Annotated in this window: 16 protein-coding genes; 13 read left to right on the top strand and 3 right to left on the bottom strand. The window is 61.0% G+C overall.

The annotated features are described in order from the left end of the window. The gene (locus tag LOY45_RS20790) at nucleotides 1–780 is read right to left on the bottom strand and encodes a PhzF family phenazine biosynthesis protein (RefSeq protein ID WP_258578287.1); all 780 of its coding nucleotides are present in this window, start codon (nucleotides 778–780) and stop codon (nucleotides 1–3) included. A 94-nt stretch (nucleotides 781–874) separates the two neighbouring features. Further along, a complete protein-coding gene (gene ybaK, locus LOY45_RS20795; RefSeq protein WP_115085616.1) occupies nucleotides 875–1,345 on the bottom strand; it encodes a Cys-tRNA(Pro) deacylase in 471 nt (156 codons plus the stop codon). 283 nt (nucleotides 1,346–1,628) lie between these two features. Between ybaK and LOY45_RS20800 the strand changes: the two genes are divergently transcribed. From LOY45_RS20800 to LOY45_RS20850, 11 genes are all read left to right on the top strand, one after another. Continuing rightward, entirely contained in the window at nucleotides 1,629–2,480 is an 852-nt protein-coding gene (locus LOY45_RS20800) for an MIP/aquaporin family protein (RefSeq protein WP_258578288.1), read from the top strand. Between the two features lie 67 nt (nucleotides 2,481–2,547). Next, complete coding sequence (glpK, locus tag LOY45_RS20805; protein ID WP_115085614.1) at nucleotides 2,548–4,047, top strand: glycerol kinase GlpK; 1,500 nt, start codon at nucleotides 2,548–2,550, stop codon at nucleotides 4,045–4,047. Nucleotides 4,048–4,173: 126 nt separating this feature from the next. After that, nucleotides 4,174–4,929, top strand: coding sequence for a DeoR/GlpR family transcriptional regulator (locus tag LOY45_RS20810; protein WP_045197716.1), 756 nt, complete (start codon nucleotides 4,174–4,176; stop codon nucleotides 4,927–4,929). A 183-nt stretch (nucleotides 4,930–5,112) separates the two neighbouring features. Further along, nucleotides 5,113–6,651, top strand: coding sequence for a glycerol-3-phosphate dehydrogenase (gene glpD, locus LOY45_RS20815; protein WP_258578289.1), 1,539 nt, complete (start codon nucleotides 5,113–5,115; stop codon nucleotides 6,649–6,651). Nucleotides 6,652–6,964: 313 nt separating this feature from the next. After that, entirely contained in the window at nucleotides 6,965–7,897 is a 933-nt protein-coding gene (locus tag LOY45_RS20820) for a glutamate/aspartate ABC transporter substrate-binding protein (RefSeq protein WP_115085612.1), read from the top strand. Nucleotides 7,898–7,996: 99 nt separating this feature from the next. After that, complete coding sequence (locus LOY45_RS20825; RefSeq protein WP_115085611.1) at nucleotides 7,997–8,743, top strand: amino acid ABC transporter permease; 747 nt, start codon at nucleotides 7,997–7,999, stop codon at nucleotides 8,741–8,743. Then, a complete protein-coding gene (locus LOY45_RS20830) occupies nucleotides 8,740–9,408 on the top strand; it encodes an ABC transporter permease subunit (protein ID WP_167458866.1) in 669 nt (222 codons plus the stop codon). Before LOY45_RS20825 ends, LOY45_RS20830 begins: the two co-directional genes overlap by 4 nt. Next, nucleotides 9,405–10,139, top strand: a complete 735-nt coding sequence (locus LOY45_RS20835) for an amino acid ABC transporter ATP-binding protein (RefSeq protein ID WP_115085609.1) — start codon at nucleotides 9,405–9,407, stop codon at nucleotides 10,137–10,139. Before LOY45_RS20830 ends, LOY45_RS20835 begins: the two co-directional genes overlap by 4 nt. Before the next feature lie 65 nt (nucleotides 10,140–10,204). After that, nucleotides 10,205–12,112 (top strand): two-component sensor histidine kinase AauS, encoded by a 1,908-nt coding sequence (gene aauS, locus LOY45_RS20840; protein WP_115085608.1) that lies wholly within the window; start codon nucleotides 10,205–10,207, stop codon nucleotides 12,110–12,112. Beyond that, a complete protein-coding gene (aauR, locus tag LOY45_RS20845) occupies nucleotides 12,109–13,434 on the top strand; it encodes a two-component response regulator AauR (protein ID WP_115085607.1) in 1,326 nt (441 codons plus the stop codon). Before aauS ends, aauR begins: the two co-directional genes overlap by 4 nt. Nucleotides 13,435–13,467: 33 nt before the next feature. After that, a complete protein-coding gene (locus LOY45_RS20850; RefSeq protein ID WP_162195932.1) occupies nucleotides 13,468–13,794 on the top strand; it encodes a GlpM family protein in 327 nt (108 codons plus the stop codon). Between the two features lie 96 nt (nucleotides 13,795–13,890). Here the strand turns inward: LOY45_RS20850 and LOY45_RS20855 are convergent, their stop codons facing one another. Further along, on the bottom strand, nucleotides 13,891–14,883 hold the full coding sequence (locus LOY45_RS20855; RefSeq protein WP_258578290.1) for an alpha/beta fold hydrolase: 993 nt from the start codon (nucleotides 14,881–14,883) through the stop codon (nucleotides 13,891–13,893). Here LOY45_RS20855 and LOY45_RS20860 point away from each other — a divergent pair. After that, the gene (locus tag LOY45_RS20860) at nucleotides 14,882–15,088 is read left to right on the top strand and encodes a hypothetical protein (protein ID WP_258578291.1); all 207 of its coding nucleotides are present in this window, start codon (nucleotides 14,882–14,884) and stop codon (nucleotides 15,086–15,088) included. The genes LOY45_RS20855 and LOY45_RS20860 overlap by 2 nt on opposite strands. Then, nucleotides 15,081–20,489, top strand: a complete 5,409-nt coding sequence (locus LOY45_RS20865) for a dermonecrotic toxin domain-containing protein (RefSeq protein ID WP_258578292.1) — start codon at nucleotides 15,081–15,083, stop codon at nucleotides 20,487–20,489. Before LOY45_RS20860 ends, LOY45_RS20865 begins: the two co-directional genes overlap by 8 nt. Nucleotides 20,490–20,513: the final 24 nt, after the last annotated feature.

Here is a 20,513-nt window from a genome sequence, read left to right on the forward strand (position 1 = left end):
CTAAATCATCAAAACCCCACTGGCCACCAGCCTGGCATTCCCGGCAATCTTCACCCGCTCCCCCTCCAGCCGGCAGAACAACTCACCGCCGCGACTCGAACACTGGAACCCGCGCAGCTCGCTCTTGCCCAGGCGCTGCGCCCAGTACGGGATCAGGCTGCAGTGGGTGGAACCTGTCACCGGATCTTCCGGTATGCCTATCCCCGGCGCAAAGTAGCGCGAAACAAAGTCGTGCTCGATACCTGGCGCCGTGACGATCACTCCCAGCCCCGGTAATTGCGCCAGTGCTGTCATGTCCGGCGTACAAGCGCGCAACACCTGCTCGGATTCGACCCGCACCAACAGTTCGCTGGTTTTCCATACTTCCAGCACCGGGCAGCCCAGGGCTTCGGCCACCGGCAGCGCTTCATCCAGCAGTTGCGGATCGACACGCGGAAAATCCAGCTGCAAGCGCCCGCCCTCGCGGCTTACGCTCAGCGGGCCGGATTTACTCTGGAACAGCAGCCGCTCGCCCGGCACGTTATAGATCTCCAGCAACACATGAGCACTGGCCAGGGTCGCGTGGCCACACAGCGGTACTTCGGTGGTCGGGGTGAACCAGCGAATCTGCCAGCCTTCGGTATGGGGGACGACGAACGCGGTCTCGGCCAGGTTATGTTCGGCGGCAATCTGCTGCATCAGCTCATCGGCGAGCCAGCTGCCGAGGCGATAGACCATGGCCGGGTTGCCGGCAAAGGGACGGTCGCTGAAGGCATCGACCTGATGGAATTCAAGCTGCATGGGACGATTTCTCTCAGTGGCGGGCCACAGAGCATGCCCGCCAAGCACTGACGACCGACAGAGACAGAATCAAGCGATTTTGAGCATACAGATGTCAGTCACGACCAATGGCGGCGAATTTTCCCTGGGTGTGCTCGGCCAGCACCGCAGCGGCCAGTTCGACTTCCAGACCCCGGCGGCCGGCACTGACGAAAATTGTTTCAAAGGATTGAGCGGTTTCGTCAATAAAGGTACGCAGGCGCTTCTTCTGGCCCAACGGGCTGATCCCGCCCAGCAGGTAACCGGTCGAACGCTGGGCCGCCGCCGGATCGGCCATCTCGCACTTCTTTACCCCGGCAGCATGGGCCAGACCCTTCAGATCCAGGCTACCGACCACCGGCACCACCGCCACCAGCAACTCGCCCTTTTCGCTACTGGCCAACAAGGTCTTGAACACCTGCGCCGGCTCAAGATTGAGCTTCTCCGCCGCTTCCAGGCCGTAGGACGCAGCTTTGGGGTCATGTTCGTAACTGTGGATATGGTGTTCGGCGCGAACCTTTTTCAGCAGATCCAGGGCGGGCGTCATGCAGGACTCCAAACAGTAGGGTGAATGCCATTTCGCTGGCTACTTTAGGGCAAAACCCCAACCGCAACCAACGCCCATCACCGCCTCCAATAGTCAGATTATGAATGGTGGTTCACTTTCGACCTTTGACATAAGCGTTTCTTGTCTATATTTTTTCGATTATGAATATAGCTATGCCCCGTTAAGGTGCATTTCCTGCCGCCGCCCGACCGAAATGGGGATTTCTGTCGGGTTTTTGTCGAGCGCTCACTGCGCCTCACAACAACAAGAACCGAGGTAACGAATGACGACTGCTCTGCGACAACCAACACTTTCAAGCCAGTGCATGGCCGAATTTCTCGGCACCGCACTGCTGATCTTTTTCGGCACCGGTTGCGTCGCTGCGCTCAAGGTGGCGGGTGCCAGCTTTGGCCTGTGGGAAATCAGCATCATCTGGGGCGTCGGCGTGAGCATGGCGATCTACCTGACCGCCGGGGTTTCCGGCGCGCACCTGAACCCGGCGGTAAGCATCGCCCTGTGCCTGTTCGCCGGTTTCGAGAAGCACAAACTGCCGTTCTACGTCGTCGCCCAGATCGCCGGCGCCTTCTGTGGCGCAGCGTTGGTTTACACGCTGTACAGCAACCTGTTCTTCGATTTCGAACAAGCCCATGAAATGATCCGTGGCAGCCAGGCCAGCCTCGAGTTGGCCTCGGTGTTCTCCACCTACCCGCACCCGGCGCTGTCCACCGGCCAGGCCTTCCTGGTCGAAGTGATCATCACCGCCGTACTGATGGCGGTGATCATGGCCCTGACCGATGACAACAACGGCTTGCCGCGCGGCGCCATGGCGCCCCTGCTGATCGGCCTGCTGATTGCAGTGATCGGCAGCGCCATGGGCCCGCTGACCGGCTTCGCGATGAACCCGGCGCGGGATTTCGGGCCCAAGCTGATGACCTTCCTCGCCGGCTGGGGCGAAGTCGCCTTTACTGGCGGTCGTGATATTCCCTATTTCCTGATTCCGATTTTTGCGCCGATCATAGGGGCAAGCCTTGGGGCCGCCCTGTACCGCGGTGTGATCGCCCGCAACCTGCCGGTTGCCGAGAGCGAAAGCGCCCAGACCGACGCCAACCCTCAGGGCAAGACCCAGGCATCCTGATGCCTGCAGTGGCGAGCCAGGCTCGCCCCGCCCTGATCTCCACCCTATTTAGTGCAAGGCCAACGACATGACAGACACCCAGAACAAGAACTACATCATTGCCCTGGACCAGGGTACGACCAGTTCGCGGGCCATCATTTTCGACCGTGATGCCAACGTGGTTGGCACCTCGCAGCGCGAATTCGCACAGCATTACCCACAAGCCGGCTGGGTCGAGCACGACCCGATGGAAATCTTCGCCACCCAGAGCGCGACCATGGTCGAAGCTCTGGCCCAGGCAGGCCTAAGCCACGACCAGGTAGCCGCCATCGGCATCACCAACCAGCGTGAAACCACCGTGGTGTGGGACAAGGAAACCGGTCGTCCGGTGTACAACGCCATCGTCTGGCAATGCCGGCGCAGCACCGAGATCTGCGAACAGCTCAAGCGTGACGGCCTGCAGGACTACATCCGCGAAACCACCGGCCTGGTCACCGACCCGTACTTCTCCGGCACCAAGCTCAAGTGGATCCTCGACAACGTCGAAGGCGCCCGCGAGCGCGCCGAGCGTGGCGACCTGCTGTTCGGCACTGTCGACAGCTGGCTGATCTGGAAATTCTCCGGCGGCAAGGTCCACGTCACCGACTACACCAACGCCTCGCGCACCATGCTCTTCAACATCCACACCCTTCAGTGGGACGAGAAGATGCTCGAGGTGCTGAACATCCCTCGGCAGATGCTGCCCGAAGTGCGCAGCTCCTCGGAAGTCTACGGCCGCACCAAGAGCGGTATCGCCATTGCCGGTATCGCTGGCGACCAGCAGGCCGCGCTGTTCGGCCAGATGTGCGTGGAGCCCGGCCAGGCCAAGAACACCTACGGCACCGGCTGCTTCCTGCTGATGAACACCGGCGACAAGGCGGTCAAATCTTCCCACGGCCTGCTCACCACCATCGCCTGCGGCCCTCGCGGCGAAGTGGCCTACGCCCTGGAAGGCGCCGTTTTCAACGGCGGTTCCACCGTGCAGTGGCTGCGTGACGAGCTGAAGATCGTCAACGACGCCCACGACACCGAATACTTCGCCAGCAAGGTCAAAGACAGCAACGGCGTGTACCTTGTACCGGCCTTCACCGGCCTGGGCGCACCGTACTGGGACCCCTACGCCCGTGGCGCGCTGTTTGGCCTGACCCGCGGGGTCAAGGTCGATCACATCATCCGCGCGGCGCTGGAGTCGATCGCCTACCAGACCCGCGACGTACTCGACGCCATGCAGCAGGACTGCGGCCAGCGCCTGAGCGAGCTGCGGGTCGATGGTGGTGCTGTAGCCAACAATTTCCTCATGCAGTTCCAGGCCGACATCCTCGGCACCTGCGTCGAGCGCCCGCAAATGCGTGAAACCACTGCCCTCGGCGCGGCCTACCTGGCGGGCCTGGCCTGCGGTTTCTGGGGCAGCCTGGATGAACTGCGCGGCAAGGCAATCATCGAGCGCGAGTTCACCCCGCAACTGGACGAAGTGCAGAAAGAGAAGCTGTACGCCGGCTGGCTGAAGGCCGTGGATCGCACGCGCGATTGGGAACCGCACGAGGAGTGAGCAGTAGAAACAAGCTGTAAGCTACAAGCTGCAAGCGTGTAGGCCACGAATCATCTTGTGGCTTGCAGCTTGCAGCTTGAGCTGTTTTCATGGCGCAATTTGCCCGGCTGCCCCAAAGGACCGCCCATGAATCTGCCCCCTCGCCAACAACAAATCCTCGAACTGGTCCGCGAACGCGGCTATGTCAGTATCGAAGAAATGGCGCAGCTGTTCGTCGTCACCCCGCAAACCATCCGCCGTGATATCAACCAGCTGGCGGAGGTCAATCTGCTGCGCCGTTACCACGGTGGCGCAGCCTACGACTCCAGCATCGAAAACACCGCCTACGCCATGCGCGCCGACCAGATGCGCGATGAAAAACAGCGTATCGCCGAAGCCATTGCTGCGCAGATTCCCGACCACGCCTCGCTGTTCATCAACATCGGCACGACCACCGAATCCATCGCCCGCGCCCTGCTCAACCACAACCACCTGAAAATCATCACCAACAACCTGCACGTGGCTTCGATCCTCAGTGCCAAGGATGATTTCGAAGTGCTGCTGGCCGGCGGCAATGTACGTCGCGACGGCGGCGTGGTCGGCCAAGCCAGTGTCGACTTCATCAACCAGTTCAAGGTCGACTTCGCCCTGGTCGGCATCAGCGGCATCGATGAAGACGGCAGCCTGCTGGATTTCGACTATCAGGAAGTGCGGGTATCCCAGGCAATCATCGCCAATGCCCGCCAGGTGATCCTCGCCGCCGACTCGAGCAAGTTCGGCCGTAATGCCATGGTGCGCCTGGGTTCGATCAGCCTGATCGACTGCCTGGTGACCGACCAGGCACCAGTGCCCGCCCTCAGCCAACTGCTCAACCAGTACAAGATCCGCCTCGAAGTGGTCTGAGCCGCCGCAAGCTGCCATCGCAACGATGGCAGCTCGAATGTTCGTTATTTTTCATTTATTTGTCATCTGATCAGTATTTTCTATGGGAAGTGACTGGCGAGCAGCATTCTGTTGCGCTAGTATTTTCGAAAGTGAACATTAATGTTCAGATTCGATGTCGGAAAGACCTTCAGGAGGCCACCCGTGTCCCAATCCAGCGTGTCATCGCCCGCCCTTGCCGAAATCTATGACCTCGCCGTAATCGGCGGTGGCATCAATGGTGTGGGGATTGCCGCCGATGCAGCCGGACGCGGTCTTTCCGTGTTCCTTTGTGAAAAGGACGACCTGGCCAGCCATACCTCCTCGGCCAGCAGCAAGCTGATCCACGGCGGCCTGCGCTACCTCGAACATTACGAATTCCGCCTGGTGCGTGAAGCCCTGGCCGAGCGCGAAGTGCTGCTGGCCAAGGCGCCGCATATCGTCAAGCCGATGCGCTTCGTCCTGCCGCACCGCCCGCACCTGCGCCCGGCATGGATGATCCGCGCCGGCCTGTTCCTCTACGATCACCTGGGCAAGCGCAAGCAGCTCGGCGCTTCGCGCAGCCTGCGCTTCGGCCCGGGCAATCCGCTCAAACCGGCGATCACCCGTGGTTTCGAATATGCCGACTGCGCCGTAGACGACGCCCGCCTGGTAGTACTCAACGCCATGGCCGCCCGTGAAAAAGGCGCCGATATTCGTACTCGCACTCGCTGCACCAGCGCCCGCCGGGTCGATGGTGTGTGGAACGTGCAGCTGGAAAACGCCGACGGCAGCCAGCAGTCGATCCAGGCCCGTGCCCTGGTCAATGCGGCCGGCCCGTGGGTGGCCAAGTTCATCCAGGACGACCTCAAGCTCGACGCGCCATATGGCATCCGCCTGATCCAGGGCAGTCACCTGATCGTGCCGAAGCTGTACGACGGCGAACATGCCTACATCCTGCAGAACGAAGACCAGCGCATCGTCTTCGCCATTCCGTACCTGGAACGCTTCACCCTGATCGGCACCACCGACCGCGAATACACTGGCGACCCGGCGAAAGTGGCAATCACCGAGGGCGAGACCGATTACCTGCTGAAAGTGGTCAACGAGCACTTCAATCACCAGCTCAGCCGCGCCGATATCCTCCACACCTATGCCGGAGTTCGTCCGTTGTGCAACGACGAGTCCGACAACCCGTCGGCCGTTACCCGCGACTACACCCTGGCGCTGTCGGCCAGCACTGGCGAAGCACCGCTGTTGTCGGTATTCGGTGGCAAACTGACCACCTACCGCAAACTGGCCGAGTCGGCGATGGCCGAGCTGGCCCCGTTCTTCACCCAGATGCGCGGTAGCTGGACGGCTACCGCCCCTCTGCCGGGCGGCGAAGACATGAGCACCCCGCAAGCGCTGGTCGATGCCATCCTGACCCGCTACGGCTGGTTGCCCGCCGAAATCGCCAAGCGCTGGGCACGTACCTATGGCAGCCGCGTGTGGCGCCTGCTGGAAGGCGTACAAGGCCCGGAAGACCTGGGTGAGGCGATTGGCGGCGGCTTGTTCACCCGTGAGGTGGATTACCTGTGCAGTGAGGAATGGGCGGTGAATGCCGATGACATCCTCTGGCGCCGGAGCAAGCTGGGGCTGTTCACTACCGCAGCTGAACAACAGGCTTTGCAGGACTATCTTCAGCGCCTGGAGCTGAATCGCGCGCGGGTTCAAGCTGCCTAGTCGCTGACCAACATCGCGGGGCAAGCCCGCTCCTACACTGGGAGCGGGCTTGCCCTCGGACGCGGCCCATCATTCGGATTTCCGAACACCAAACCCCGCCGCATTCGGCCATCCGGACGAATCCTACCTCCCGCAAACCGTCAAAAAAGATTAATCCCCCGATTTTTCATGGCGTTATGATCGAAATCAGGGCTTGGCACGAGTCATGCTCTACACTCAGTACCCGAATGCGCAAACCGCTTCACTGCAGTGTTCGCTGAACGAAAGAGCCGGCCAACGGCTCCATAAAAAAAACAACGTCGAGGAAATTTTGATGCGTATCGTTCCCCATCTGTTGGGCGCCGCTGTTGCGGCCGCTTTGATCAGTGCGCCAGCCTTCGCTGCCGAACTGACCGGCACCCTGAAAAAGATCAACGAGTCGGGCACCATTACCCTGGGGCACCGCGACGCTTCCATTCCGTTCTCCTACATCGCCGACGCTTCGGGCAAACCCGTCGGTTACTCCCATGACATCCAGCTGGCAATCGTCGAGGCCCTGAAAAAGGACCTGAACAAGCCGGACCTGAAGGTCAAATACAACCTCGTCACCTCCCAGACCCGTATCCCGCTGGTACAGAACGGCACCGTTGACGTCGAATGTGGTTCGACCACCAACAACGTCGAGCGCCAGCAGCAGGTCGCCTTCTCGGTCGGTATCTTCGAAGTCGGTACCCGCCTGCTGACCAAGGCAGAAGACGGCAAGCCGGAAAACGCCAAGTACAAGGACTTCCCGGACCTGGCCGGCAAGAACGTGGTCACCACCGCCGGTACCACTTCCGAGCGCATCCTCAAGGCCATGAACGCCGACAAGCAGATGAAGATGAACGTCATCTCGGCCAAGGACCACGGCGAGTCGTTCCAGATGCTCGAGTCCGGCCGCGCCGTGGCCTTCATGATGGACGACGCGCTGCTCGCCGGTGAAATGGCCAAGGCCAAGAACCCGAAAGGCTGGGCAATCGTCGGTACGCCGCAGTCCTATGAAATCTACGGCTGCATGGTCCGCAAGGACGACCCGGCGTTCAAGGCTGCCGTCGACAAGGCCATCGTCGAGCTCTACAAGTCGGGCGAGATCAACAAGATCTACGACAAGTGGTTCAACCAGCCAGTCCCACCTAAAGGCCTGAACCTGCAGTTCCCGATGAGCGACGAGCTCAAGGCGCTGATCGCCAATCCTACCGACAAAGCTGCAGACGAAAAGAAGTCCTGATCCCCAGCTAGTTAGTGTCTAACCTTTCATCCGAGGGCGCCTTGCGCCCCCGGATGCTCGAAGGTGCCCGTGAAACAACTGATCTGAGGGGAGATCCCGATGAATTACAACTGGGACTGGGGCGTATTCTTCAAGTCCACTGGCGTCGGCAGCGAAACCTATCTGGACTGGTATATCACCGGCCTGGGCTGGACCATCGCCATTGCCATTGCCGCCTGGATCATCGCATTGCTGCTGGGTTCGGTACTCGGCGTCATGCGTACTGTGCCGAACCGTCTGGTATCGGGCATTGCCACCGCCTACGTGGAACTCTTTCGTAACGTACCGCTGCTGGTGCAGCTGTTCATCTGGTACTTCCTGGTGCCCGACCTGCTGCCGGAGAACCTGCAGGAGTGGTACAAGCAAGACCTCAACCCGACCACCTCGGCACTGATCAGTGTGGTCGTCTGCCTGGGCCTGTTCACCGCTGCGCGGGTTTGCGAACAAGTGCGTACCGGTATCCAGGCGTTGCCCCGCGGCCAGGAAGCCGCCGCCCGCGCCATGGGCTTCAGCCTGCCGCAGGTGTACTGGAACGTGCTGCTGCCGCAAGCCTACCGGATCATCATTCCGCCACTGACCTCGGAATTTTTGAACGTGTTCAAGAACTCCTCGGTGGCCTCGCTGATCGGCCTGATGGAGCTGCTGGCGCAAACCAAGCAGACCGCCGAGTTCTCGGCCAACCTGTTTGAAGCCTTCACCCTGGCCACCCTGATTTACTTCACCCTGAACATGGGCCTGATGCTGCTGATGCGCATGGTCGAGAAAAAAGTCGCGGTACCCGGACTGATCTCCGTGGGGGGCAAATAATGGACTTCAGTGGAATCATCCCTGCCCTGCCGGGCCTGTGGAACGGCATGGTCATGACCCTGCAACTGATGGTCATGGGCATTGTCGGCGGTATCGTGCTCGGCACCATCCTGGCCCTGATGCGCCTGTCGTCGAGCAAGCTGCTGTCGAATTTTGCCGGCGCCTACGTCAACTACTTCCGCTCCATCCCGCTGCTGCTGGTCATCACCTGGTTCTACCTGGCGGTGCCGTTCGTGCTGCGCTGGATCACCGGCGAAGACACCCCGGTCGGGGCCTTCACCTCTTGCGTCGTGGCGTTCATGATGTTCGAGGCGGCGTATTTCTGTGAAATCGTCCGTGCCGGCGTGCAGTCGATCTCCAAGGGCCAGATGGGCGCCGCCCAGGCCCTGGGCATGACCTACGGCCAGACCATGCGCCTGATCATCCTGCCCCAGGCGTTTCGCAAGATGACCCCGCTGCTGCTGCAGCAGAGCATCATCCTGTTTCAGGATACCTCGCTGGTGTACACCGTCGGCCTGGTCGACTTCCTCAACTCGGCACGGGCCAGTGGCGACATCATCGGGCGCTCCAATGAGTTCCTGGTGTTTGCCGGCGTCGTGTACTTCGTCATCAGCTTCTCCGCTTCCTTCCTGGTCAAGCGTCTGCAGAAAAGGATAACCGTATGATCTCCATCAAGAACGTCAACAAGTGGTACGGGGACTTCCAGGTTCTGACCGACTGCAACACCGAGGTCAAGAAAGGCGAAGTGGTCGTGGTCTGCGGCCCGTCGGGCTCGGGCAAGTCGACCCTGATCAAGTGCGTCAACGCCCTGGAACCCTTCCAGAAGGGTGACATCATCGTCGACGGCACCTCGATTGCCGACCCCAAGACCAACCTGCCCAAGCTGCGCTCGCGGGTCGGCATGGTGTTCCAGCATTTCGAGCTGTTCCCGCACCTGACCATCACCGAAAACCTGACCATTGCCCAGCGCAAGGTGTTGGGCCGCAGCGAAGCCGAAGCGACCAAGAAGGGCCTGGCCCTGCTCGAGCGCGTCGGCCTCAGCGCCCACGCCAAGAAGCACCCGGGGCAACTGTCCGGTGGCCAGCAGCAACGTGTGGCCATTGCCCGCGCCCTGTCGATGGACCCGATCGTCATGCTGTTCGACGAACCGACCTCGGCACTGGACCCGGAAATGGTCAGCGAAGTACTGGACGTAATGGTCGAGCTGGCCCATGAAGGCATGACCATGATGTGCGTGACCCACGAAATGGGCTTCGCCCGCAAGGTCGCCAACCGGGTGATCTTCATGGACAAGGGCAACATCATCGAAGACTGCACCAAGGAAGAATTCTTTGGTGACCAGAGCGTACGCGACCAGCGTACCCAGCACTTCCTCAGCAAGATCCTGCAACACTGAGGTCACAACGCTGCTTGTCCGGTGTACGCCGGGCAGGCAGCGCTGTTAGTTACCGGGCTACTGTGATGAAATGCGACCCTACGCTCTTTCGCCCTGCCAAGCCTGCCCTTGCCGTGAAACCCCGTCTGATCCGCCAACTGCTGTTACCGCCACTGATCATCCTGCTGATGATCGGTCTGGGCGTGGCCGGTTTCATGATCAGCGAACACAACGGCATCCGCACCTTGAGCGAAAACGGCGAGCGCCAGCTCGAGCTGCACGCGCGCGCGGTCGAGAGCGAGATCAGCAAGTACACCTACCTGCCGAGCCTGCTGGAGCTTGAAAACAACGTTTCCAACCTGCTCACCGAAGCCGATGGCGAACACCGCCAGGCGGTCAACGAATACCTTGAAGGCCTGAACCGCCGCAGCCGTAGCCGGGCGATCTTCGTCCTCGACACCACCGGCCGGGTCCAGGCCACCAGCAACTGGCGCGATGTCGACAGTTTCCTCGGTGAAGACCTGTCGTTCCGCGCCTATTTCCAGGACGCCGTGCGTGGCCAGCCAGGGCGCTTCTACGGCATCGGCAGCACCACCGGCGAGCCGGGTTATTTCCTTGCCCACGGCCTCGAAGAACACGGCAAGATCATTGGTGTAGCGGTGATCAAGGTGCGCCTGGAGGCCATGGAAGAACGCTGGCAACGGGCACGCCTTGAAGCTTTTGTCAGCGACGAGAACGGCATCATCATCCTCTCCAGCGACCCGGCGCGGCGGCTCAAGTCGGTGCGCCCGCTGACCCCGGAAATCAAGGAGCGCCTGGCGCGCAGCCTGCAGTATTACTGGTGGCCGCTGAATGAACTGGAACCGCTGTCGCGAGAGAAAATCGCCGACGGTGTCGAGAAGCTGAGCTTCCCGGCCAATGCCGAACTCGGCGACGGCCGCCGCGAAGTGGCTTATCTCGCGCAAACCCGGCGCCTGAGCGATACGCCCTGGCACTTCACCCTGCTCACGCCCTTGCAGGACCTGCGCCGCGAATCCATGGTCCAGGGCATCCTGGTCGGCGTCGCCTTTGCCTTGCTGGCCATCCTGCTGATTGCCTGGAACGAACGGCGCAAGGTGATTGCCACCCGCCTGGCCGCTCGTGAAGCGCTGGAAGAAGCCAACAGTCAACTGGAACGCAAGATCGCCGAACGCACTGCCGACCTGCGCGCCAGCAACGAACGCCTCAAGGGCCAGATCCGCGAACGCCGGCATGCCGAACAGACTTTGCGCCACGCCCAGGATGAACTGGTCCAGGCCGGCAAGTTGGCAGCCATCGGCCAGATGTCGACCAGCATCGCCCATGAACTGAACCAGCCGCTGGCCGCCCTGCGCACCTTGTCAGGCAACAGCGTGCGCTTCCTCGAACGCGGCGCGCTGGAAACCGTCAGCACCAACCTGCGCACCATGAACGACCTGATCGACCGCATGGGCCGTATCACTGCCAGCCTGCGCTCCTTCGCCCGCCGCGGTGAAGACAGCGGCAAGGCCTCGCTGAGCAAGGCCGTCGAGGCCAGCCTGCAGGTGCTGGGCAACCGCATCGCCGGCTGCCATTTGCAGCTGCACAGCAACTACGAAGACCAGAAGCTGGCTATCGACCAGACCCGCCTGGAGCAGATCCTGGTCAACCTGATCGGCAACGCCCTCGATGCCATGGCCGCGCAACCCATGCCGCAACTGTGGCTGGAAGGCGAGCTGCTGGGCGACAAATACCGCCTGCGGGTGCGCGACAACGGTCACGGCATCGATGACGAAACGCGCAAGCACCTGTTCGAACCGTTTTTCACCACCAAACCGGGAGAGCACGGCCTGGGCCTGGGCCTGACCCTGTCTGCCAGCCTCGCCGCCGCCGCCAAGGGCAGCCTCAGCGTCGAACATCCCGCCACCGGCGGTACCGCGTTCGTGCTTAGCCTGCCGCTGGTCAATGCCCCCACAGAATCAGCCGAGTCCCTATGAACCAAGCGCCCCTTACCGTCCTGATCGTCGAAGACGACCCGCATGTGCTGCTCGGCTGCCAGCAGGCGCTGGCGCTGGAAGACATCGCCTGCGAAGGCGTCGGCAGCGCCGAAGAAGCCCTGCAGCGCATCGGCGATGACTTTGCCGGCATCGTTGTCAGCGATATCCGCCTGCCCGGCATCGATGGCCTGGAACTGCTCAGCCGCTTGAAAGCCCGCGACCGCAGCCTGCCGGTGGTGCTGATCACCGGCCACGGCGACATCGACATGGCGGTCGGTGCCATGCGTAACGGCGCTTACGACTTCATGGAAAAACCCTTCGCCCCGGAACGCCTGGTCGAAGTGGTGCGTCGTGCCCTGGAACAACGCGGCCTGTCCCGCGAAGTGTTCGCCCTGCGCCGCCAACTGGCCGGGCAAAGCACCCTTGAAGGGCGCATCATCGGCCGTTCGCCGGCCATGCAGAACCTGCGCGAACTGATCGCCAACGTCGCCGATACCTCGGCTAACGTGCTGATCGAAGGCGAGACCGGCACCGGCAAGGAACTGGTCGCCCGCTGCCTGCACGATTTCAGCCGCCGCCAGGGCGCGCCGTTCGTGGCGCTCAACTGCGGCGGCCTGCCGGAGAACCTGTTCGAGAGCGAAATCTTCGGCCACGAGGCCAACGCCTTTACCGGCGCCGGTAAACGGCGGATCGGCAAGATTGAGCACGCCAACGGCGGCACGTTGTTCCTCGACGAAGTCGAAAGCATGCCACTCAACCTGCAGATCAAGCTGTTGCGTGTATTGCAGGAGCGCACCCTGGAGCGCCTGGGCTCGAACCAGAGCATTGCCGTGGATTGCCGGGTGATCGCCGCGACCAAGTCCGACCTCGACGCCCTGGGCCAGAGCGGGCAGTTCCGTAGCGACCTGTACTACCGGCTGAACGTGGTGACCCTGGAGCTGCCGCCACTGCGCGAGCGCCGTGAAGACATCCTGCAACTGTTCGAACACTTCCTGCAGCAGTCGTCCCTGCGCTTCGACCGGGAAACCCCGCAACTGGACAGCCAGACCCTGTCGCGGCTGATGGCCCACGACTGGCCGGGCAACGTGCGCGAACTGCGTAACGTCGCCGAGCGCTACGCCCTGGGCCTGCCCGCATTCAAGAAGGCCGGGGCCAGTGCCAACCAGGGCCTGGGCTTTGCCGAGGCGGTCGAGGCCTTCGAGCGCAATCTGCTCAGCGATGCCTTGCAGCGCACCGGCGGCAACCTCAGCCAGGCGAGCCAGGAGCTGGGCATGGCCAAGACCACGCTGTTCGACAAAGTGAAAAAATATGGCCTGGGCTAACCGGCCGGTGAAACGGGACAAGACGTGGACCTGATACTCAAAGCCTGCCTGGGCGCTGCCGTAGTGGTGATCCTTGCCGCCCTGGCGAAGACCCGCAACTACTATATTGCCGGCCTGGTGCCGCTGTTCCCGACCTTCGCCCTGATCGCCCACTACATCGTCGGCAAGGGCCGCTCGCTGGATGACCTGAAGACCACCATCCTGTTCGGCATGTGGTCGATCATCCCCTACTTCGTCTACCTGGCGGCGCTGTACCTGCTGGTCGATCGCCTGCGCCTGGAGGCTTCGCTGGCCCTGGCGGCGGTGGCCTGGCTGGTGGCGGCGACGGTGCTGGTGAGTGTCTGGGTCAGGCTGCATTAAGGCTCTTGGGGGCTACTTCGTAGCCCATCGCCGGCAAGACCGGCTCCCACAAAATCCGGTGCATGCAGATCCTGTAGGAGCGGGCTTGCCCCGCGATCAGTACACCGCCAGATGGGTATCGGCCAGCCGTTGCGTCTTCAGATAGGGCAGCACCGCACCCAGCAACGGCCCCTTGAACTGCTCCTGAAAACGATGGGCCAGGCCCGGAATCAGCCGTAACTGGCTGCCCTTGATGTGCGCAGCCAGGTGCACACCGTGCATCACCGGCAGCAGCGGGTCGGCGGTGCCGTGCACGACCAGGGTCGGCAGGCGCAGGGTGTTGAGCATCTCGACCCGGCTCTGTTCGGCCAGGATCGCCATGATCTGGCGCTTGACCCCTTCGGGATTGAAGGCGCGGTCATAGGCAAGCGCCGCCTGCTCGAGCAGCGCCTGGCGGTCATCCTTGACCTCGGGGCTACCCAGGGCCGCCAGCAGGTCGGCCTGCTGCTCAAGCGCCACCTCGCGATTCGGCGCGCCACGCCGGGCCAGCAACTGCACCAGCGCCGGGTTCGGTGCCGGCAAGCCCTGGGCACCGGAACTCGACATGATCAGGGTCAGGCTCTCGACCCGCTCCGGCGCCTGCGCCGCCAGGTGCTGGGCGATCATCCCGCCCATGCTCACGCCCATGACATGAAAGCGCCGCACCTGCAGGGCATCCATCAGCCCCAGGCCGTCTTCGGCCATATCGCTCAGGGTGTAAGGCGCGGCCACCGGCAGGCCGAGCTTGTAGCGCAGCAGCTCGAAGGTCAGGTTGGCGCCGTTGGGGGCCTGGTTCCAGCTGGACAGGCCGACATCGCGATTGTCGTAGCGGATCACCCGAAAGCCCTGCTGACAGAGGGCGACCACCACTTCATCGGGCCAGTGGATCAGTTGCCCGCCCAGGCCCATGACCAGCAGCAAAGCCGGGTCCGAATCGCGGCCGATACTCTGATACGCCAGGCTGACCTGCGAAAGCTCGACCCGTTCGGTCGGCACGCTGACGTCGCAACGCGACGCCGCAAAAGAAGGAACGGCGCACATCAGCGCCAGAAAAAAAGCAAAAGCCCGCATGAGCGAAACACCAGAATGCAAATCCCCAGTAGAGCGCGAGTCTGATGAACTTCGTTCAAGCGCGCTGCCACAGTTGCGTGACAGTTTGATGAATGGCGCCCAACGGTATTCAGCAATATGTACCGCAGCGATCAGCCCGGTTTTCCGCCAAATGCGAGACGCCATTACCGGCGTCATCCCGATCCTGGAAAACCATCATGAGTGAACAGCCTGAAACACTGCCGAGCCTGCCCCTGTCTGCCGTCCACTTCCTTAGCGACCAGGCATCTGCCCACGCCATACCCCGCTCCGTACTCAGACGCTGGGAGGATCACCTGCAAACCTTCCACGCACTGCTTTCCCAGGCGCCTAGCGTCTACCAGACATTACTTGAGTCGTTGCGCACGCAGCTGGGCAGCGACCCGATCAGCACCGCCCTGCGCTTTCAGGTGGGCTCCGTGCACACCACGGATGTCAGCTTGGTGGCGCTTGCCGTGCATGCTCGCCATCACCCTGCCGCCCCTGCCAACCTGGACAGCACCGCGATAGTCGTGGACCTGGCCGGCCAGAGCCCGCTGCTGAACATGACCCCCAGCCAGTTGCTGGCCCACGTCGCCAGACTGGACCTGGTAGGTGACCTGCGCCTGCAATGGAACAGCTATTGGCAAGCAAGGGCCAAGGGTACGCCAACCAGCCGACATACCCACGCCCTGAACCAGTACCTTGGGCTTCTCCGGGCAAGCTGGGAGGCGGCGGTGGCAGTTGGCGAGTTCGATGACCAGCAGCAACGCCCGGTTACTGGCCTATTGAACAATCCCGAATGGATGCGCGTGGGCAACCAGCGTCTACATCTGGAGACTCCCCTGATCTCAGGGAAGGCTGTACCCGGTGCCCTGGTGTTCAGTGTCGAGGATGAGCCTGCGCTGATGTTTTACCAACCTGGTCGCAAGCCAGCGTTCAGCGCCCATGCCACTCGTCAGGCCCTGACTACCGCCTTGATGGAGCAGGCCAGCGCCATGTCGGAAAGCATCGGATTTCAAAGTCACGACACCCTTTCGGCCGGTTTCACCACACTGTTCGATAGCCTTCTCGATGCACGGCTCAAGGCCCTGGAACACGACCCCGGCGCCGATATCCAGCAATACGGCGAACTTGCACTGTCCTTGACTCATTGGGTCGACAGCAGGCAACGCAGCCCCGACGTATTCCAGGCTCCGCCGCTGCTCATGGAAGAGGACCACGACGAGGTACCCCAGCTCTCGTTCTACGACTTCGGCAACCTGGGAATCGAAGCCCCGTACCTGGTACGCCTGGAGCAAATCATCCGGCAGAGAAATCTGTTGGACAGCACTACGCAAGAAGACCTGCAATTCCTGAGCGGTCAGCGCCGGGCCTTGCTCGATGCCTGCGATATTGCTGAAAAGGCCATTGAGCAGTTGCTGTCCACTGACGAATGGCGCTCGGCGCAAACGGCTACTGTCCCCAGCGATCTGCTCACGGCTCATCATCAAGGCCTGCGCGCTCATGCTCGCTTGCAGAACACGCTGGGGCAGATCAATGACGAAGAGCTCAGATGGATCGAAAGCCTGCTCGACCAGCCCGACAGCTTTCCCGGCATGGGCTCTAGCATCATCGCAGCCCATCCGCAATTGAACACCACGACCGTACACGACGACACCGAAACGACCACCAGCACTGTTGTCCATGACTGCCTGATCGTCACCCTACAAAATGAGGACGCGCCGCACAGCCTCCTGCTGTACTGGCCAGGTGAGTCGGGCGGGCTCATACGTTGCGCCAACCAGGAGGAACTGGAGCGATGCTTCGGCCTCACAGATACAGATGGGCTGTCTTTGCAACTCACCCACGTCACTGGCGATGTGCTGGAGAAGGTCCTCGATTACCACCTGAGCCGCAGCAAAATCGCATCGCAATCAAGCCCGTCGGACGATTCGCACGCACGCATTCGCACATCTCTCGCACAGTCCTTGCAAATTCCTCGTCATGCCGCCCGTGAGTTTGCCTTCAGCCAGTTGCAAGCGGAGCAGGCCAGCGCCACCTTGAGCGAAACCTCCGTTCCCTGGCTGGCCAATCTGACGGCAACTGATCGTCAGACGCTGAGGTCCAGCACCCTGGCCTACATCGACGCCATGCGTCGATCCCAGGCATTGATTTCCCGCGACCTGCCCAACCTGTCGCTGTTTTGCCGTCAACACATCAACCAACGTCTGCAACAGGATTTCCCTGACTTCGACGGCAGTTCCCTCTCCGTCGACCTGCCCAAGAGCACCTCACTTGGCAATGATCCGGTTGCCGGCAGCGGTGCCCCTGGCGTACCGGTCAAACAGGTGCCGGTGGCCAGTGACGCGCGGGAAACCCTGAGCCTGGAGACCCTGCTGCTGGAGAACATCGACGCAGAGATGAAAAGCCGCCTGGGCTTCATGAAGTTACAGACAACGACCTCCGATTCAACCCTTGAACAGGCGCTGCGAAGCGGTTTCGATGCCGACTACCTGATCAAGCTGGCCAAGGATATCGATCTGGCGCAAAAACGCGAAGACATGATTCTGGCCGCCTATCGCGGCACCGAAGAAGGCTACTTTGCCCGCCAGTTTCGCCGTGAATGCCTGGGCGAACCCTTGCGCCTGATGCTCAAGATGCATAGCGTCCAGGCCAGGACAACAGGTGATATGAACGCCGGGGGGCAGGCCATTCTCGATATCGCCATCGATGCCGACAGCACGGAGGCTTATCGGGCCAATGGACACGATATTCGCCTGATCCCCGCCAGGCTTACCGCTGGAGGTGAAGACACCGAAAGTTACGGCGTTACCCTTTCCGGTGTGACCTTCATCACTGACCAGAAAAGCGGCAATACCTTGCTTTACTGCCCTGACCATCCGAAAAAACACCTGCGCCAATACTCCAGCCTCGAAGCGGCGCGCCTGGGTTTGTACGAGTTGAGCAAACAGAGCGGTGAAATCGACTATATGGCCGGTCGTGCCTTGCTGGGCGACCCGGACTCACACCGCTCACGCATGCGTCTGGCCATCGAGCATCGTTTCGACGGCATCATCGGCCTGGGCTCAGCCTGGCCGCGGACCACCTCGCTGGCCCAGCACCTGCTTGACGCCCAAGGCGGTCGGGTTCTGGAGGCGCATCGGGCGACCTCGCGCTCGAACCAGCAGTTATGGCTGGAGAACTTCGCCTACCAGAGCGGCATGATCTTCAACTACATCAAGATGGCGCTAGGCTTCGTTCCAGTGATCGGCCTCGCTGTCGGCGCTTACGACTATTACAAGGCCAGCGCCAACGCTGCCGCTGCATTGGTGCGCGGTGAGGTGGGCAAAGCACTGGACGAGTTGGAACAAGCACTGCTGTCGTTCATTGATGGTGCCATGGATGTGCTCCCTAGCGTAGTCGCCAAGTCCAGCATCGCACGCAGGCTCACCCGCCAACGTCAGTTGCGCCAGCTGCTCAAGGGCCCCGGTACCGGCTTTCGCCCCGGCGCCCCCAGCGCCCAGAAGCGCCTGGAAGCTTTCGAAGGGTACGAGTATCACCAACCGCTATCGTTGATGGGCATACAACCTGGCCTGGAAGGCAAATACCGCGGCATCTACCAACACGCCGATGGCGATTTCATTCTGGTCGAAGACCGTCCTTGCCAGGCTGAATGGCTCGAAACGGAACACACCTGGCGCCTGCGCGGCAACGCGCACAAGACCTGGAGAAAGAACATCGCCCTGGATGAGAACGGCCAGTGGAATACCCATTTCGCGCTGTACGGTGTGCATCTGCACGGTGGTGGTTCGGGTGGTGGCCAGGTAGTCGGACGCCTGGCCGACCTCGCTGATCCTTTGTGGCCTGCCCCTATACGTGATCGGCTGCCCCGCTGGTGGACTGATGCCACCCATCGTCGTCGCTTGGCTCTGAAGGAAAACACTGAACGCACCTACAGCAAGCTGGCTGATCAGTATGACCCCAATGACCAACTGAAAAACAACGGTTCTTCCGACCCCATCGAACTCGCGCGCATCGACCGGGCTTGCGCAGACGAAATCGCCGAAGCCAAAGCCGTGTTCAAGACGCTGGAGGAATACCGCCCCTTGCTCTCCGGTAACAACCTGGCCGACAACAGCCGATTCAAGAACAGTGCTGTAACCATCATCGTCCATCGCTCGTTCAATCGGGTTAGCCACGCCAGGAAGCTCGCCAAGACGGTGCAAAACAGCATCGGCCACTCAGGAACCACCCTACTGACCCAGGCACAATTTGATCAATACATCCAACAAATCAAGAAGTTCATCGAAACCCTGGATCACATCGAGAACCTGGAAAAAGACATCAGGACCTGGCTTGCGCGTACGACGAATAAACAGACGATTACTGCTGTGAATGCCGACTTACCCAAGATACTCAACGTCAATCATTTCACCACAAAAACCAGCGAACTTGCCCAGCTCGTACATATTGCCCGCCCAACAAACGACCTGGCCTGGCAGTATTTCAATGACAGCATCAAGCAGGCGGTAAAACGATTTGAGCACGCCTTGAGCAATCATCATAACGTGCACAAAATCAGCCTTGCGAGTGAGCGCAAGACACTCTTGAGAGACTGTGTCGTGGTCTATCAGCAGCACATTTCAAATCTCAGGCTGTGGTCGGTCAACTACCCGCAGTATTTTGATTCAACCTTTATTGCGCCAATCGGCGAGGCCATGGAGCAACTGACCCGGTTGGCCAACAAGGAATTGGGCACAGCGGGTGCAGCCGGTGCAAGCCAGACAGTAAAGCCCAAACCTGCGGCCCCAGGGCAGCCGCCCTCTCGTGTATTTGAAACGGAAGATGAGTATTTTCTGATCGGCTCCGAATCCGTTGCCTCAGGCGCTCAGCCGCACCGATTCAGCGTCACTGGCCCCGGAGGGCTCACGGAAACCTATGTGCAAGGCCCTCGGGGTAAATGGCAATTGGAGTCGCCACGGCCCCCCGCTGCCGGGACGCGATTCAGCCTGCAACAGCTGATGACTGAAGCAAAACAGCGGCTGGGCAACATCGAACAGGATGCCACTCGCATTCGCGCCTACATAAAACCTGACTCAATTCCCGCAGAGTTGGAAGACTTGATGAACGAGTTGGCCGAACAATTGAGATCCCGTGCTCAAAAAATTCATCAACTCGACGACAAACAGCCACTCATTGCCAGCCTAAGAAGCAAAGCGGCGCAGCTTGCCGAACAAGGCAAGCAGCTGCGAATCACGCAGGCATTGGCCAGCCAGAAACCCAATGCCGGCCATCTGGATTACCTGGTTGCACAGCAGGCAGTCGACATTATAAAAAAGGAAGGGCTTATCGAACTTGCCCGAAGCCCAGAGGGGCGCCGCGACTTCATGCAGGAATACGAAGTTCGCGACTTGACGCAAACACCACCACGGCCCCTGTGGTATGCGCACTTCCATTACAACGCACAGTCAGCAGCGTTCAGCGACTTTGTCAAAGCCCACCTCAAGTTGCGCGACTACCGCTATCTGGGGTCAAAATGGCAACAATCGCTGGGCGCTCAGGCTGAAACTATCTGGCGCGGAGACATCAACCGAGAAATCGCTAGCAAGCATTTTCAATTGCTATGAGTTAATCCAGGCGCCAAGGGAACA

Source organism: Pseudomonas wadenswilerensis (genome assembly GCF_024749185.1).
In the GTDB taxonomy this organism is placed as follows: Bacteria; Pseudomonadota; Gammaproteobacteria; order Pseudomonadales; family Pseudomonadaceae; genus Aquipseudomonas; species Aquipseudomonas wadenswilerensis.

Excerpts from the sequence above, each read along its gene's own strand:
- LOY45_RS20790 (WP_258578287.1), bottom strand. The coding sequence starts at position 780 with ATGCAGCTTGAATTCCATCAGGTCGATGCCTTCAGCGACCGTCCCTTT.
- ybaK (WP_115085616.1), bottom strand. The coding sequence starts at position 1,345 with ATGACGCCCGCCCTGGATCTGCTGAAAAAGGTTCGCGCCGAACACCAT.
- LOY45_RS20800 (WP_258578288.1), top strand. The coding sequence starts at position 1,629 with ATGACGACTGCTCTGCGACAACCAACACTTTCAAGCCAGTGCATGGCC.
- glpK (WP_115085614.1), top strand. The coding sequence starts at position 2,548 with ATGACAGACACCCAGAACAAGAACTACATCATTGCCCTGGACCAGGGT.
- LOY45_RS20810 (WP_045197716.1), top strand. The coding sequence starts at position 4,174 with ATGAATCTGCCCCCTCGCCAACAACAAATCCTCGAACTGGTCCGCGAA.
- LOY45_RS20820 (WP_115085612.1), top strand. The coding sequence starts at position 6,965 with ATGCGTATCGTTCCCCATCTGTTGGGCGCCGCTGTTGCGGCCGCTTTG.
- LOY45_RS20825 (WP_115085611.1), top strand. The coding sequence starts at position 7,997 with ATGAATTACAACTGGGACTGGGGCGTATTCTTCAAGTCCACTGGCGTC.
- LOY45_RS20835 (WP_115085609.1), top strand. The coding sequence starts at position 9,405 with ATGATCTCCATCAAGAACGTCAACAAGTGGTACGGGGACTTCCAGGTT.
- aauS (WP_115085608.1), top strand. The coding sequence starts at position 10,205 with ATGAAATGCGACCCTACGCTCTTTCGCCCTGCCAAGCCTGCCCTTGCC.
- aauR (WP_115085607.1), top strand. The coding sequence starts at position 12,109 with ATGAACCAAGCGCCCCTTACCGTCCTGATCGTCGAAGACGACCCGCAT.
- LOY45_RS20860 (WP_258578291.1), top strand. The coding sequence starts at position 14,882 with ATGAGCGAAACACCAGAATGCAAATCCCCAGTAGAGCGCGAGTCTGAT.
- LOY45_RS20855 (WP_258578290.1), bottom strand. The coding sequence starts at position 14,883 with ATGCGGGCTTTTGCTTTTTTTCTGGCGCTGATGTGCGCCGTTCCTTCT.
- LOY45_RS20865 (WP_258578292.1), top strand. The coding sequence starts at position 15,081 with ATGAGTGAACAGCCTGAAACACTGCCGAGCCTGCCCCTGTCTGCCGTC.